The sequence below is a fragment of the Herbaspirillum sp. 1130 genome (assembly GCF_017833835.1).
Lineage (GTDB): Bacteria > Pseudomonadota > Gammaproteobacteria > Burkholderiales > Burkholderiaceae_D > Herbaspirillum > Herbaspirillum huttiense.
This window is the reverse complement of sequence record NZ_JAFICQ010000007.1, coordinates 43,393-57,464: the sequence shown is the minus strand read 5'-3', so window position 1 is coordinate 57,464 and position 14,072 is coordinate 43,393. Positions and strand designations below refer to the sequence as shown.

The following is a 14,072-nucleotide window of genomic DNA, read 5'->3' as shown; positions in this document are numbered from 1 at the left end:
TGGTAAACCAGGCCGCGTTTTCCGGCCCTTGCGATTGATCTGCGATACTGATGAATTGTCACCCTTGTATCTGTTTGAATCATGAATCTTTCCCAGGTTGCCGCCGCCTTCCGCCCCTTCGACACGCTGGCCGCGCAATTGTTGCCGCAGGTCGAGGATGACGCCGGCGATGGCTCGCATGATCTCTCGCATCTCTTGCGCGTATGGAACAACGCCCGCCGCCTGCAGGCCGAGGAGGGCGGCGACCTGCGCATTCTGCTGGCGGCCGTCATTCTGCATGACTGCGTGCGGGTGGAGAAGAATTCACCGCTGCGCAGCCAGGCGTCCACGCTCTCTGCCCAACGTGCGCAGGAGATCCTGTTGTCCCTGGGGTGGACGCAGGAGGAGGCACAGCGCGTGGCCCATGCCGTACAGGCCCACAGCTATTCGGCGCAGATCACGCCGCTGACGCTGGAGGCGAAGATCGTGCAGGATGCCGACCGGCTGGACGCCATCGGGGCCATCGGCGTGGCGCGCTGTTTCTATGTAGCGGGGAGGATGGGATCGAGCCTCTATGAAGCGCTCGATCCGCAGGCGCAGCAACGGCCGCTGCAGGATACGCGCTATGCGCTGGATCATTTCCCTGCCAAGTTGTTCCGTTTGCAGGAAGGATTCCAGACGGCTGCCGGTGCCGCCATGGCGCAGGCGCGTCAGGAGAAGATGCGCGGGTTTGTGGAGCAATTCCTGGGCGAGCTGTAATGTAGAGCCTCGCCCGTTGTGCAGTCAGCCTGCTTGCGCCGTGCGACGAATCACGCTGACTGCTGCTTTGGATCACGCGGCCTTGCGCACCACTTCCAGCTTGGGCACCACGCGCAGCGGAACCTGCACGGTGTTGAGCACGGGCGCGAGTGCCGGGGTTGCCACCACGCCGGTTGCATCGGGCGCGTCCAGTTGGAACACACCGACTGCGCGCGTCAGGTTCACGGCCTGCTCCTGCAGCGTAGCCACTGCGGCAGTGGCTTCTTCCACCAGCGCTGCATTGTGCTGGGTCACCTGATCCATCAGCGCGATGGCCTTGTTGACTTCCTCGATGCCCAGGCTCTGCTCGTGGCTGGCCGCCGAGATTTCGCCCATCACATCGGTGACCTGCTGCACGCTGGCCACGATCTGTTCCATGGTCTCGCCAGCGCGTTCCACCAGGCGGGTACCGGTGTCCACATTGCCGACCGAGGTATCGATCAACTGCTTGATCTCCTTGGCGGCGGCGGCACTGCGCTGGGCCAGGTTGCGCACTTCGGTGGCCACCACCGCGAAGCCGCGTCCCTGTTCGCCGGCGCGGGCCGCTTCCACGGCGGCATTCAGGGCCAGGATGTTGGTCTGGAAAGCGATGCTGTCGATCACGCCGATGATGTCGACGATCTTGCGCGAGGAGCTGTTGATGGCCGCCATGGTATCGACCACTTCTTCCACGATGGCACCGCCCTGTTTGGCGATGTCGGAGGCGTTGCGGGCCAGTTGATTGGCTTCGCGGGCGTGGCCGTCATTCTGCTTCACGGTGGCGGTGAGCTGCTCCATGGCCGAGGCGGTTTCTTCCAGCGAGGCGGCCTGGTCTTCGGTGCGCGCCGAGAGGTCGCTGTTGCCGGCGGCGATCTGGGCGCTGATGGTGGCCACGCCGGTGGCGGCATCGCGCACATGGGTCACGGTATTGCGCAGGTTGCCGCTCATCTCGGAGAGCGCCGCCATGATGCTCTGGCGCTTGCCGCCGTCGCCACGGGTTGCGGCAGCGGCGTGATACAGCTCGCCGCGATCCACCGCCAGTGCCAGCTGCTTGACCTCATCGGGTTCCGCACCCAGCGCACCCCGGATGCTGCGGGTGATCAGCGTGGCCAGCACGGCACCGGCCACCAGCGCGGCTCCCAGCAGCACCAGGATGAAGGCCTGGAAGCCGTGGGCGGTGCTGCGGGCCTTGGCGGATTCGATCTGGCTCATGCGTTCTTCCAGGTCGATGAAGTGATTGATGGTGGCCAGCCATTCGACGAAGGCCGGTTTTACCTGGGTCAGCAGCAGCTGGCGCGCGCCGTCGACATCGCCGGCAGTGCGCAGGGCGATGGCCTTGGCGGCCAGCGGCATGGTGCGGGCTTCGACCGCCTTGATGCGTTCCAGGCTGGCACGTTCATCCGCATTGACCTTCATGGTGGAGAAGACCGTATCGAGCGGCCGGGCCGATTGCTGGTAGTCGGCATCGAGCTTGTTGATCAGGGCAATCACGTCCTTGACCTCGGCGTCGCCCACCAGCGTCAGGTCACGCAGGGCAATGGCGCGGTCGTGCACGCTGCCACGGAAATTGATGGCATAGCGCTGCTTGACGCTGTTGTCCTCGCTCACGGTGGCCAGGCTGCCTTCGATGGCATTGACCTTGGAAATGCTGGCCACCGTCAGCACCAGCATCATCGCCAGCACCAGCGCAAAGCTCAGTGCCAGTTGGGCCGCCACGCTGAGCGAGCGGCGCTTGGGGGGAAGGGTCTGCATGGAATTCTCCGAAAGAGGGGCCGATGGCCATGCACGCTGCTGCCAAGAGCAGCATTGACACAAGGCAATATTGGCGAAGACCGCAGTCTAGCCTTGTTCACGGGCGCGCGGGATTGATTGTTTCGATGCATTCCATAGCCGTTAATGCTCAATTGCAAAAGCATTAAGCGCTCCTTAATGCTTTCCAGGGCCTTCCTGACGCAGGTTTAAGCCTGAGTTAAGTCTTTTGCGGCAAGCTGGGCAGCAAAGAGGACAACATCCACAGGATTCGCCATGACCGAACAAACACCGGCTCGCCAGGCCAGCCACGCCAATCGCGCCACCCGCGCGGAGATATGGCGCCTCATCAAGCCCTTCTGGGTTTCCGAAGAAAAGTGGAAGGCCTGGGCCCTGCTGCTGGCCATCCTGGCCTTGAACCTGGGCATGGTCTACATCAACGTGCGGCTCAATTCCTGGAACCGCGACATGTACAACGTGCTGCAGTCACGCGACTATCCGCAGTTCAAATCGCTGCTGTGGCAGTTCACGGGGCTGGCCTTCGTCTTCGTGGCCATCGCCATCTACAGCGTCTACCTGAAGCAGGCGCTGCAGATCCGCTGGCGCTACTGGATGAGCACGCGCTACCTTGACCGCTGGCTGGCGCATCGCGCCTACTACCGCATCGAGCAGGGACAGGAGGGCCGCCTCTCCGACAACCCAGACCAGCGCATTGCCGAGGACCTGCATGCGCTGACCAGCGATACGCTGTCGCTGGTGCTGGGTTTCATTTCCAGCAGCGTGACGCTGTTCTCCTTCATCCACATCCTGTGGTCGGTGAGCGGACCGCTGTCCTTCACGGCGCTGGGGCAATCGTGGGTCATTCCCGGCTACATGGTCTGGTTCGTGATCGCCTATGCCGCCATCGGCTCCGGTGTGGTGTGGTGGATCGGCCGTCCGCTGGTGGGTTTGAGCTTCAACCAGGAACGCTTCGAGGCCAATTTCCGTTTCGGGCTGATCCGCGTGCGCGAGCATGCCGAGGCCGTGGCCCTGTATCGCGGCGAGCCGCAGGAGCGCGCGCAGCTGACTGCCCGGCTGGATGACATCCGCGAGAACTGGTGGAACATCATGCGGCTGACCAAGAAGCTCAACGTGGCCGTCAATTTCTACGGGCAGTTCGCGGTGATCTTCCCCATGCTGGTGTCGGCACCGCGCTATTTTTCCGGGGCCATTTCGCTGGGGGTGCTGATGCAGATCAGCGATGCCTTCGGACAGGTGCAGGATGCGCTGTCGTGGTTCATCAATGCCTTCACCACGCTGGCCAGCTGGAAGGCTTCCATCAACCGGCTGGCGGGCTTCCACGCGGATGTCGAACGCGCTGCCGGCATGCCGCGCACGCTGGCCGTCACGCAGCATGGCGGCAGTGCGGTGACGCTGGAGGGCGTGCAGCTGTCCTTCCCCGATGGCAGCCTCATGCTGCGCCGCCTGGATGCACGCGTGGAGTCGGGCGAGCACGTGCTCATCAGCGGTCCTTCCGGTTGCGGCAAGTCGACCCTGATCCGCGCCATGGCCGACATCTGGCCTTACGGCGAGGGCCGCATCGCGCTGCCGCAGGATGCGCCCGCGATGTTCCTGCCCCAGCGCAGCTACCTGCCCATCGGCACGCTGCGTGCAGCGCTCTCCTATCCGGCTGCCGAGGGCAGTTTCGAGGATGCGCTCATTACGCGTTACCTGGGTTTGTGCCGTCTTGCGCATCTTGCATCGCGGCTGGACGTGGCAGCCAACTGGAGCCAGGCGCTGTCACCGGGCGAGCAGCAGCGGCTGGCCTTCGTGCGGGTGTTCCTGAACCGTCCGCGCCTGGTGTTCCTGGACGAGGCCAGCAGCGCCATGGATGGCGAGACCGAGGAAGCACTCTATGCCGCCTTGCCGCGCGAGCTGCCGGGCGTGACCGTGATCAGCATCGCCCACCGCGAGACGCTGGCGCGCTTCCATGACGTGCGCTGGAAATTCGTGCCGCCCGCCGCCGGCGAGGATGCCGGACATCGTGTGGAGGCGCTGCCGATTGCGGCGTGAGGGCAGGGGGACGTTATACCGTTTTTGCATGGGGACGCCGGAAGCCGCGTGACAGAATGGATTCATCGCGGCACGGTTGCCGCCTTCACCCGATCACTCTCGATTACCGGAAAGCCCATCATGAACGATCCCATCGTCTACCTCAACGGCGAACTCACGCCCCTCTCTGAAGCCCGCGTGCCGGTGCTGGACCGCGGCTTCATCTTTGGCGATGGCATCTATGAGGTGATCCCCATGTATCGCCGCAAGGCGTTCCGTGGCCAGCAACACCTGGCGCGGCTGTTCCGCAGCCTCGACAGCATCGGTATTCCGAATCCGCATGACGAAGCCGGCTGGAATGCCCTCATCGACCAGGTGGTCGAGGCCAACGGTTTGGACGACCAGATGATCTACCTGCAGGTCACCCGTGGCGTGGCCAAGCGGGTGCATGCCTTCCCCAAGGAGGTGGTGCCGACGGTGCTGATCATGACCAATCCGATGGCCCTGCCGCCGGCTGCGTCCATCGAGAAGGGCGTGGCCTGCGTGAGCATGGAAGACCGCCGCTGGCTGAACTGCCAGATCAAGTCGACGTCGCTGCTGGGCAATGTGCTGGCGGCGCAATTTGCGGCCGAGCACCAGGTGACCGAAGCGATCCAGTTCCGCGATGGCTATCTGTCGGAGGCGTCGTCCTCCAACGTGTGGGTGGTCAAGGATGGCAAGATTTCCGCGCCGCCCAAGGACAACCTGATCCTGGAAGGCATCCGCTATGGCCTGATGGAAGAGCTGTGCGCCGAGCAGGGCATCGTGCTGGAGTCGCGCCGCATCACGCGTGAGGAAGTGCTGGCGGCTGATGAACTCATGATTTCCTCGGCCAGCAAGGAAGTGCTGCCGGTGGTCACGCTCGATGGCCAGCCGGTCGGCAGCGGCCAGCCGGGGCCGGTGTTTGCCAAGGTGTATGCGGCGTATCAGGCGGCCAAGGCGCGCCTGTAAGACATTTGCAGCTTGTCATGACCAGCGGGTGGCGCTGCGGTTTTCTGCACGCCGCCCCGCCCGCATGGCGTAGAATGCAGGCATTCCCCACCCAACACCTCCGCTTGAACCCGGCTTGTTCATCCCCATCTGGGAGCATTGAAACCGGAGCGCCAGGCGGACAACGCCAAGGCGGTTTGCCATGACTATGCCCACTATTTCCCCTGAAGAATCCCTGATCGAGTATCCCAGCGACTTCCCCATCAAGGTGGTCGGGATCACCCATGACGCCTTCGCCGAGACCATCGTCGCCATGGTCACCGAGCATGACCCCGAGTTTCACGCGGGCAAGGTCGAGATGCGTCCCTCCACTCAGGGCAAGTACCTGTCGCTGACCCTGACCGTGCGCGCCACCAGCCGCACCCAGCTCGACAACATCTATCGCGCGCTCTCCACGCACGAGATGGTCAAGTTCGTGCTCTGAGGTCCGCCATCCCCCTGGCGAAAACCGGCGCAGCCCGCAAGGCGCGCCGGTTTTTTCATGCGCACATCACTTCTTGCGGGTTGACGTTTTCTGCACCTTGCCCGGCCATTCCGACTGCGCCTGGAATTGCCGCATCTCTTCCACGATCCATTTCCTGAAGGCCGCCACGCCCGGCTTCTCCAGCCCTTCCGGCAGGTGCACCAGGTAGTGCGCCTCCTCGCACAGCTGCGCGACGTCGAACAACCGCACCAGCGTGCCGCTGGCGATCTCCTGCCAGGCAATCGTATGGCGTGACAGCGCCACCCCCTTGCCCTCCACCGCGTGGCGCAGCGTCAGCGAAGAATCCTCCACCACCAGCGTGCCGCGCGGCTCGGGCAGGTCCAGCCCGGCCAGGGTCAGCCACGGTTGCCAGGATTCGCGCGTGTCCATGCGCAGCAGGGTGCAGTGCACCAGGTCGGCGGGACGCACCAGCTTCTTGTTCTGCTTGCCGCGATAGCCGGGCGCGGCCACCGGGTAGTAGTAGTCCTCGCTCAGTTTCTCGGTGACCACGCCCGCGTACTGGCCCCGGCCAAAGCGGATGCCGATGTCCACCCCGTCCAGCCGCAGGTCGACCAGATGGCTGCCCGATTGCAGCACCACCTCGATTTCCGGATGGACATCGATGAACTTCCACAGGCGCGGCGCCAGCCAGCGTGAAGCGAAGGAGGGCGTGGCCGAGATCACCAGCCGCTGCTGGCGCGTCAGGCTGCGCAGGTGGTCGGCCGCTTGCGCGATCTCGCCCAGGGCCTTGCGGATGGTGGCGGCGAAGCGTTCGCCGGTCTCGGTGATGGAAATGCGCTTGCCATGGCGATGGAACAGCTGCAGGCCCAGGTCTTCCTCCAATGCGCGCACCTGGTGGCTGATCGCCCCCGGCGTGACGTGCACTTCTTCAGCCGCACGCGAGAAGCAGCCATGGCGGGCGGCCGCATCAAAGGCGCGCAGGGCGGCCAGGTTGGGGAGCTTGCGCAAATCGGCCATGACGGCTCCTTGTGAATTAAATTAGCAAGGACGAGCAATATATATCGTTTTGCTGCGCTTGCGGGCTTTCCTACAATGATGACTCATCACGCATCACTCCAGGCATCTTCCCCCTTGCAGCCGCACCCTCCCGGGCATCGCGGCAGGGACGCGGCTTGCCTGGCGAATCAGACCGTCGAGCACAGGAGCCAGCGCCATGACAATTTCATTCACAGATCCCAGCCTTCCCGGCCAGTTGCAGCAAGGCCAGGTACAGACCCGCCGCCTGCAGGGCGGCGTGCGCATCCGCGTGACCTCCGGACTGGTGTGGCTGACCATTGCCGGCTGCCGCGACGACATCTGGCTCCAGCCCGGCCGCTGCTTCGACTATCACGGGCGCGGCGACGCCATCTTCGAAGCGGTCAACGGCGCGGCCGAGTTCACGGTCACGCCCTTGCCTCCCAAGGGGTGCGGTGACGATCCGATCCGTATTGCCAAGCTCTTGCCGCACGGCCTGATCCGCTGGTTCTGATACGGGCAAAGACGAATTTCGCTACACTGGCGGGCATGCAAACCGCACTGCCCACCGCCAGCACGCCCATGGCTGGCGCCCGCCGGCCCGAGATCGTCCGGCGCGGCGTCGAGCCCTACGAGGCCAGCTTCGCCGCCATGCGCGCCTATACCGATGCGCGCACCGCCGATACCCCCGACCAGCTCTGGATCGTCGAGCATCCCCCTGTCTATACGCTGGGCTTGGGTGCCGACCGCGCCCATGTGTTGAATCCGCACGACATCCCGATTGTCCAGACCGACCGTGGCGGCGAGGTCACTTACCACGGCCCTGGCCAGGTGGTGATCTACCTGCTGATGGACCTGCGCCGCAACCGCAGCGGGGCGCGCCTGTTCGCCCGCGAATTCGTGCACAACATCGAAGAGGCGGTGATCGCCACGCTGGCGGCGTATAATCTGGCCGGTGTACGCAAGGAGGGGGCGCCCGGCATCTACGCCGCCGACGGCCCCTGGCAGGGCGCCAAGGTGGCCGCGCTGGGCTTGAAGATACGGGGCAACGGCTGCACTTACCATGGTGTTTCGCTCAATGTGGCGATGGACCTGGCACCGTTTTCCTGGATCAACCCCTGCGGCTATGAAGGCCTGGCCACCGTGGACATGCAGACCCTCGGGGCTGCCGATGCCCGGCTGGACGCTGTCCAGGACTTGCTTGCCGACCAACTGATCGCCCGCTTCGCGGGCATGGCTTGAGCCCCACGCGCCGCGTGCGCCCGGGGCCGGAACGACCGACATGACTACCGAACTCACTCCCGCAGCAGATTCTTCCTCCAATGCCACCGGCTCGGCGCGCGCCAATCCGCTGGACAAGCAGAAGGGCGCCGGCAAGACCGCCTGGATCCCGATCAAGGTGGTGGCCGCCGAAAAGCTGAAGAAGCCGGACTGGATTCGCGTCAAGGCCGGCTCGCCCACCACCCGCTTCTACGAGATCAAGGACATCCTGCGCGCCAACAACCTGGTGACGGTCTGTGAGGAAGCCTCCTGCCCCAACATCGGCGAGTGCTTCGGCAAGGGCACCGCGACCTTCATGATCATGGGCGACAAGTGCACCCGCCGCTGCCCCTTCTGCGACGTCGGCCACGGCCGCCCCGATCCGCTGGACCCCAACGAGCCGGAAAACCTGGCCAAGACCATCGCCCAACTGCGCCTGTCCTACGTGGTCATCACCAGCGTGGATCGCGACGACCTGCGCGATGGCGGCGCAGCGCACTTCGCAGCCTGCATCCAGCGCGTACGTGAATTGTCGCCCGAGACCCGCATCGAAATCCTGACCCCGGACTTCCGTGGCCGCATGGACCGTGCGCTGGAAATCCTCAAGATGGCTCCGCCGGACGTGATGAACCACAACCTCGAAACCGCCCCGCGCCTCTACAAGGAAGCGCGTCCGGGTTCGGATTACGAATATTCGCTGAGCCTGTTGAAGCGCTTCAAGGACCTGCATCCGGAAGTGCCGACCAAGTCCGGCATCATGGTGGGCCTGGGCGAAACCGACGAGGAAGTGCTGCAGGTCATGCGCGACATGCGCGCGCACAACGTCGACATGCTCACCATCGGCCAGTACCTGATGCCCAGCGGCGACCACTTGCCGGTGCGCCGCTACGTGCACCCCGACACCTTCAAGATGTACGAGGAAGAGGCCTACAAGATGGGCTTCGTGCATGCCGCCGTGGGCGCGATGGTGCGCTCGAGCTACCATGCGGATCAGCAGGCGCACGGGTTGGTCTGACCATCTTCATAGAGGGCCGTGTCACCGGCCGCCCGGCACGTCGCGGTCGATGCTGCAAAGTCAGCGCTTGATGCGGCGCGCCCTCTACCTCCTTATACGCAAGCATCGCTGCGCGAGAAGTTGGTACTGGATTGGACCTTCCATTCCAATGCCCTCGCAGGCAACACGCTGACCCTGCGCGAAACCAAGGTAGTACTGGAAGGCATCACCGTCGGCGGCAAGTCGCTGCGCGAGCACTTCGAGGCCATCAATCACCGTGATGCCATCCTCTTCGTCGAGCAGGTCGTGGCCGGCCACGAGCCCCTGAGCGAAGCACACATCAAGGACATCCACAGTCTGGTGCTCAAGGGGATCGATGCCGATGAGGCGGGCCGCTATCGCCGCGAGAACGTGGTGATCGGCGGTGCCAGCACCACTCCGCCGGATTTCCTGCATCTCAACGATGAAATGCGCGCCTTGCTGGCGTGGTATCAACAGGCCGGCAGCCTGCATGCGGTCGAACGTGCGGCGCAATTGCATACGCGCTTCGTGAAGATCCATCCCTTCATCGATGGCAATGGCCGCAGCGGCCGCCTGCTGTTGAACCTGGAACTGATGAAATCCGGCTATCCCCCGGCGGTCATCCGCAAGGAAGACCGGCTGGCGTATTACGACGCCCTTGATGAGGCCTGCGTCAGCGGCGACCATGCGGCCATCACCACCCTCGTGGCCGAGAGCGTGCAGCGTTCGCTGCGCTTGTATCTGGATCTGCTGCCTGCTCCCGGATGAGCCGCGTCAGCTCAATCGCCTGATCAGCTCCATCACCCATTCAAATTTGTTTCCATAAGGCGGATGCAAGAGCGACCCGCCGTTCCAACGCGCCTGCCGGAACACCGGCTTGCGCTTGCTGAAGGTATCGAAACCCCAGCGCCCGTGATACGCGCCCATGCCGCTTTCGCCGACGCCGCCAAAGGGCTGTTCCTCCTGCACCAGGTGCCACAGGCAATCATTGATGGTCACGCCGCCCGCATGGGTCTGCCGCAGCACCTGTTCGCGCCGTGCCGCATCCTCGCCGAACCAGTACAGCGCCAGCGGGCGCGGACCTTGCCGCACATGGGCGATGGCTTGCTCGGGTGTTTCGTATTCGAGGATGGGCAGCACCGGCCCGAAGATCTCTTCCTGCAGCACCCGCATCGACGCAGTCGCGCCCAGAATCAGCGTGGGCGCGAGCTTGCGGCTCTGGCCCAGCTGTTCTCCCGCCGGGTTCACCTCGATCACCTGCGCACCCGCCGCACGCGCTTCTTCCACCATCGCCTGCAATCGCGCCCGATGGCGCGGGCTGATGATGGCGGTGTAGTCGGGGTTGTCATGCAGGCGCGGATACAGACGGCCCATCGCTTCGGTCAGTTGTTGCGCCACCCCGGCCGCTTGTCCGCGCGGTACCAGCAGATAGTCCGGTGCCACGCAGGTCTGCCCGGCATTGAGCAACTTGCCGAAGGCGATGCGTTGCAGGCTGCTCGTCATGCGGCACGAGGCATCGAGAATGGCAGGCGATTTGCCGCCCAGTTCCAGCGTCACCGGAGTCAGGTTGGCCGCCGCCAGTTGCGCGATCTGGCGCCCGACCTGGGTCGATCCGGTAAAGAACAGGTGATCGAACGGCAGCGATGCAAACGCCTGTCCGATGCTGGCGTCCCCGGTGACCACGGCCATTTCCTCCGGGGCGTAGTAACGCGCGACCAGCTCGGCCAGCAGGGCCGAGAGCCGGGGCGTGAGTTCGGAGGGTTTGAGCAGCACGCGGTTGCCCGCCGCCAGGGCCGCCAGCGCCGGGCCCAGCGCCAGTTGCAGCGGGTAATTCCATGGCGAGATGATGCCCACCACGCCCAGCGGCTGCGCCAGCAGGCGATTGCTGCCGGGCAGGAAGTGCAGGGCGGTGGCCACGCGTTGCGGACGCATCCAGCGTTTCAGGTGCGACTGCGCATGGCGGATTCCGGCGCGCAGAACGAACAGTTCGGCCATCCGTGTCTCATGGTGCGAGCGGCCCCCGAAGTCGGCGTCGATGGCGGCGATGAGGGCTGCTTCGTGCTCGCCCATGAGGGTCTGCAGGCGCGCCAGCCGGTCCATGCGCACTGCATGCGAGGGATCACTGTCGGCAGCAAACGCCTGCTGTTGCGCGATGAAGAGCTGCTGCAATTCTGCAGCGGTGGTATCAGTCATTGATGCATCCTTGCATGGTGTCATCGAACAGTGTCAGGCTGCCTCGGCATGCGCCTGGCTGGCGCGGATCATGTCAGCTGCCTTCTCGGCAATCATGATGGTGGGTGCATTGGTGTTGCCGCTGACCAGCGTGGGCATGACCGACGCATCCACCACGCGCAGGCCCTGCAGTCCATGCACGCGCAATTGCGCATCGACCACCGCCATCTGATCCTCGCCCATGCGGCAAGTACCCACCGGATGGTAGATGGTGTCGGCACGCTGGCGGATCATGGCTTCCCACGCTGCGTCATCCATGCCCTCGCGGCCACCGAACAGTTCGCGCCGGCAATAGCGGCGCAGCGGTTCGGTCATGACGATCTGGCGCGCGATGCGGGCCCCCGCGATCATGGTGGCCAGGTCGCGCGGGTCGGAGAGATAGCCCGCATCGATCAGCGGATCGGCCATGGGATCGGCCGATTGCAGCCCCACGCGGCCGCGCGAATGCGGGCGCAGCATGCACGTGTGCAGGGAGAAGCCATAACCGGCATGCAGCTTTCTTGCATGGTCATCCACGATGGCGATGCAAAAATGCAGCTGGATGTCCGGCCGCTCCAGTTCCGGCCGGGTCTTGAGGAAGGCCGCGCCTTCGGCAAAGGGCGTGGCGATGAGGCCCTCCCCATGCCGCTTCCAGGGCAGCAGCTGGCCCAGCAGGCGCAGGCCGCCGACCACGCCGAGGCCAAAGTTGTCGGTGTCGCGGGTGGTCCATCCTTGCGTGAAATCGAGGTGATCCTGCAGGTTCTGGCCCACGCCGGGCAGGGCGTGATGCAGGGCGATGCCGTGCGGGAGGATGTCCTCGGGCCGGCCCACCCCCGACAGTTGCAGCAATTGCGGCGAGCCAAAGGCCCCGGCGGCGAGGATGACTTCACGCGTGGCGCGTACCTGCGCTTCTTGCTGCTGCTGGCGATAGGCCACGCCCACGGCACGCTTGCCCTCGAACAAGACACGTTGTACGCGCACCTGGCGCAGCACGGTCAGGTTGGGCCGCTGCCCCATCACAGGATGCAGGTAGGCCGCCGCCGCCGAGCAGCGCTCGCCGCGATGATCGGACGTGTGGAATTGCGTGACCTGGTACAGACCCACGCCTTCGTTGTCGCCGGTATTGAAGTCCTGGCACAGCGGATAGCCGCGTGCTTGCGCCGCCTCGATGAAGGCACGCGTGATCGGGCGCGGGCGATTCTGTTCCGAGACCTGCAGCGGGCCGCTGGCCCCGTGCCAGGCATCGGCCCCGCGCACGTTGTTCTCGGAGCGCTTGAAGTAGGGCAGCACCGACTCCCAGTCCCAGCCGGGGCAGCCAGCCTGGGCCCAGCCATCGTAGTCCTGGCGCTGGCCACGGATGTAGAGCATGGCGTTGATGGCCGAAGAGCCGCCCAGGGCGCGGCCGCGCGGCTGGTAGCCACGGCGGCCATTCAGGCCCGCCTGGGGAGTGGTCTGCAGCGCCCAGTTGTTGAGCTTGCCGTAGCCGGGCAGCATGGCCACCACGGCGGCCGGGGTGCGCACCAGAAGGCTGTCGCCCTGGCCGCCGGCTTCCAGCAGGCAGACCGTGACGCGTGGATCTTCCGACAGGCGGGCGGCCAGCGTGGCACCCGCCGAGCCGCCACCGGCGATGACGTAATCGAACAGCACGGTTGTCTCCCTTTGTTATCGTTGACCGGCTTTCAAGGGGATGCCGCCCTTGGGGCTGGCACCGTGTCCGGTGTGTCCCGGACTGGCTGGCATTATGACGCGGCCGGCCCGGCCTGTTCAAATTCCCTGCACGAATTGGACAATTGCCTTCACCGGAGCGGCCCGCGCGCTGAAATAAACCCGGGCGCAAGGTAAGATACGCGGTTCTGAGCATTCGATTCGAAAGCAGGTTGTCATGTCCTCACCGATCGCACCGGCCGCTGCCGCGCCGGAAGAAAAACTGGTTTTCGTCAGTTCGTGCAAGTTGCCCATGCCCTGGGCGACCTTCGAACTGCACGCCTTCTACGATGAAGTTTCCGGCAAGGAACACCTGGCCCTGACCCTGGGCGATGTCGGCAACGGCGAGCCGGTGCTGGGCCGCGTGCACTCCGAGTGCCTGACCGGCGACGCGTTGTTCTCCCAGCGCTGCGACTGCGGTGCCCAGCTGGAAGCGGCCCTGAAGAAAATCGCCAAGGAAGGCCGTGGCGTGCTGTTCTACCTGCGCCAGGAAGGCCGCGGTATCGGCCTGTTGAACAAGATCCGCGCCTATCACCTGCAGGACCAGGGCGCCGATACGGTCGAAGCCAACGAGCGCCTGGGCTTCCCCGCCGACATGCGCCGCTACACCATCGTGCTGCCCATGCTGGCGCACCTGAAGATCACCAGCCTGCGCCTGATGACCAACAACCCGCGCAAGGTCAAGGCGCTGGAGGACAGCGGCATCACGGTGGCCGAGCGCATCGCCCTGATCGCCAACCACAATCCTTTCAACATCGGCTACCTGGGCACCAAGGCGCGCAAGCTGGGCCACCTGCTGCCGGGACTGGCCAAGGCCGAAGAGAAGACGGAAAAAGTGCCGCTGGATGCGCACGACAACGAGTGATGCGCATCCATCAC

General features: G+C 64.8%; 13 protein-coding genes. 9 read left to right on the top strand and 4 right to left on the bottom strand.

Annotated elements, in window-relative coordinates; translation table 11 throughout:
- Positions 1–81: 81 nt before the first annotated feature.
- Entirely contained in the window at positions 82–738 is a 657-nt protein-coding gene (locus tag JOD78_RS25810) for an HD domain-containing protein (protein ID WP_134137676.1), read from the top strand.
- A 72-nt stretch (positions 739–810) separates the two neighbouring features.
- Here the strand turns inward: JOD78_RS25810 and JOD78_RS25805 are convergent, their stop codons facing one another.
- On the bottom strand, positions 811–2,508 hold the full coding sequence (locus tag JOD78_RS25805; RefSeq protein ID WP_121037427.1) for a methyl-accepting chemotaxis protein: 1,698 nt from the start codon (positions 2,506–2,508) through the stop codon (positions 811–813).
- A 273-nt stretch (positions 2,509–2,781) separates the two neighbouring features.
- Here JOD78_RS25805 and JOD78_RS25800 point away from each other — a divergent pair, with 273 nt between their 5' ends.
- From JOD78_RS25800 to JOD78_RS25790, 3 genes are all read left to right on the top strand, one after another.
- Complete coding sequence (locus JOD78_RS25800) at positions 2,782–4,557, top strand: ABC transporter ATP-binding protein/permease (protein ID WP_204726325.1); 1,776 nt, start codon at positions 2,782–2,784, stop codon at positions 4,555–4,557.
- A gap of 120 nt (positions 4,558–4,677) precedes the next feature.
- Positions 4,678–5,526, top strand: a complete 849-nt coding sequence (locus JOD78_RS25795) for a D-amino acid aminotransferase (protein WP_134137680.1) — start codon at positions 4,678–4,680, stop codon at positions 5,524–5,526.
- Between the two features lie 181 nt (positions 5,527–5,707).
- Entirely contained in the window at positions 5,708–5,989 is a 282-nt protein-coding gene (locus JOD78_RS25790) for a DUF493 family protein (protein ID WP_034335218.1), read from the top strand.
- Positions 5,990–6,055: 66 nt separating this feature from the next.
- On the opposite strand, the gene gcvA is transcribed toward JOD78_RS25790, so the two are convergent.
- Complete coding sequence (gene gcvA, locus JOD78_RS25785; protein ID WP_209569990.1) at positions 6,056–7,006, bottom strand: transcriptional regulator GcvA; 951 nt, start codon at positions 7,004–7,006, stop codon at positions 6,056–6,058.
- Positions 7,007–7,202: 196 nt separating this feature from the next.
- On the opposite strand from gcvA, the gene JOD78_RS25780 reads away from it, so the two are divergent.
- The 4 genes from JOD78_RS25780 to JOD78_RS25765 are packed head-to-tail and all read left to right on the top strand — an operon-like array spanning position 7,203 to position 10,046.
- Entirely contained in the window at positions 7,203–7,517 is a 315-nt protein-coding gene (locus JOD78_RS25780; protein ID WP_051057580.1) for a DUF2917 domain-containing protein, read from the top strand.
- Positions 7,518–7,552: 35 nt separating this feature from the next.
- Entirely contained in the window at positions 7,553–8,245 is a 693-nt protein-coding gene (gene lipB / locus JOD78_RS25775; RefSeq protein WP_134137683.1) for a lipoyl(octanoyl) transferase LipB, read from the top strand.
- A gap of 40 nt (positions 8,246–8,285) precedes the next feature.
- On the top strand, positions 8,286–9,278 hold the full coding sequence (gene lipA, locus JOD78_RS25770; RefSeq protein ID WP_008333855.1) for a lipoyl synthase: 993 nt from the start codon (positions 8,286–8,288) through the stop codon (positions 9,276–9,278).
- Between the two features lie 18 nt (positions 9,279–9,296).
- On the top strand, positions 9,297–10,046 hold the full coding sequence (locus JOD78_RS25765) for a Fic family protein (protein WP_209569992.1): 750 nt from the start codon (positions 9,297–9,299) through the stop codon (positions 10,044–10,046).
- 6 nt (positions 10,047–10,052) lie between these two features.
- On the opposite strand, the gene JOD78_RS25760 is transcribed toward JOD78_RS25765, so the two are convergent.
- A complete protein-coding gene (locus JOD78_RS25760) occupies positions 10,053–11,471 on the bottom strand; it encodes a coniferyl aldehyde dehydrogenase (RefSeq protein ID WP_209569994.1) in 1,419 nt (472 codons plus the stop codon).
- A 33-nt stretch (positions 11,472–11,504) separates the two neighbouring features.
- The gene (locus JOD78_RS25755) at positions 11,505–13,136 is read right to left on the bottom strand and encodes a GMC family oxidoreductase N-terminal domain-containing protein (protein ID WP_209569996.1); all 1,632 of its coding nucleotides are present in this window, start codon (positions 13,134–13,136) and stop codon (positions 11,505–11,507) included.
- A 235-nt stretch (positions 13,137–13,371) separates the two neighbouring features.
- Between JOD78_RS25755 and ribA the strand changes: the two genes are divergently transcribed.
- The gene (gene ribA / locus JOD78_RS25750) at positions 13,372–14,058 is read left to right on the top strand and encodes a GTP cyclohydrolase II (protein WP_121037448.1); all 687 of its coding nucleotides are present in this window, start codon (positions 13,372–13,374) and stop codon (positions 14,056–14,058) included.
- Positions 14,059–14,072 lie beyond the last annotated feature (14 nt).

Coding starts and splice junctions, on each gene's coding strand:
- JOD78_RS25810 (WP_134137676.1), top strand. CDS start 82: ATGAATCTTTCCCAGGTTGCCGCCGCCTTCCGCCCCTTCGACACGCTG.
- JOD78_RS25805 (WP_121037427.1), bottom strand. CDS start 2,508: ATGCAGACCCTTCCCCCCAAGCGCCGCTCGCTCAGCGTGGCGGCCCAA.
- JOD78_RS25800 (WP_204726325.1), top strand. CDS start 2,782: ATGACCGAACAAACACCGGCTCGCCAGGCCAGCCACGCCAATCGCGCC.
- JOD78_RS25795 (WP_134137680.1), top strand. CDS start 4,678: ATGAACGATCCCATCGTCTACCTCAACGGCGAACTCACGCCCCTCTCT.
- JOD78_RS25790 (WP_034335218.1), top strand. CDS start 5,708: ATGACTATGCCCACTATTTCCCCTGAAGAATCCCTGATCGAGTATCCC.
- gcvA (WP_209569990.1), bottom strand. CDS start 7,006: ATGGCCGATTTGCGCAAGCTCCCCAACCTGGCCGCCCTGCGCGCCTTT.
- JOD78_RS25780 (WP_051057580.1), top strand. CDS start 7,203: ATGACAATTTCATTCACAGATCCCAGCCTTCCCGGCCAGTTGCAGCAA.
- lipB (WP_134137683.1), top strand. CDS start 7,553: ATGCAAACCGCACTGCCCACCGCCAGCACGCCCATGGCTGGCGCCCGC.
- lipA (WP_008333855.1), top strand. CDS start 8,286: ATGACTACCGAACTCACTCCCGCAGCAGATTCTTCCTCCAATGCCACC.
- JOD78_RS25760 (WP_209569994.1), bottom strand. CDS start 11,471: ATGACTGATACCACCGCTGCAGAATTGCAGCAGCTCTTCATCGCGCAA.
- ribA (WP_121037448.1), top strand. CDS start 13,372: ATGTCCTCACCGATCGCACCGGCCGCTGCCGCGCCGGAAGAAAAACTG.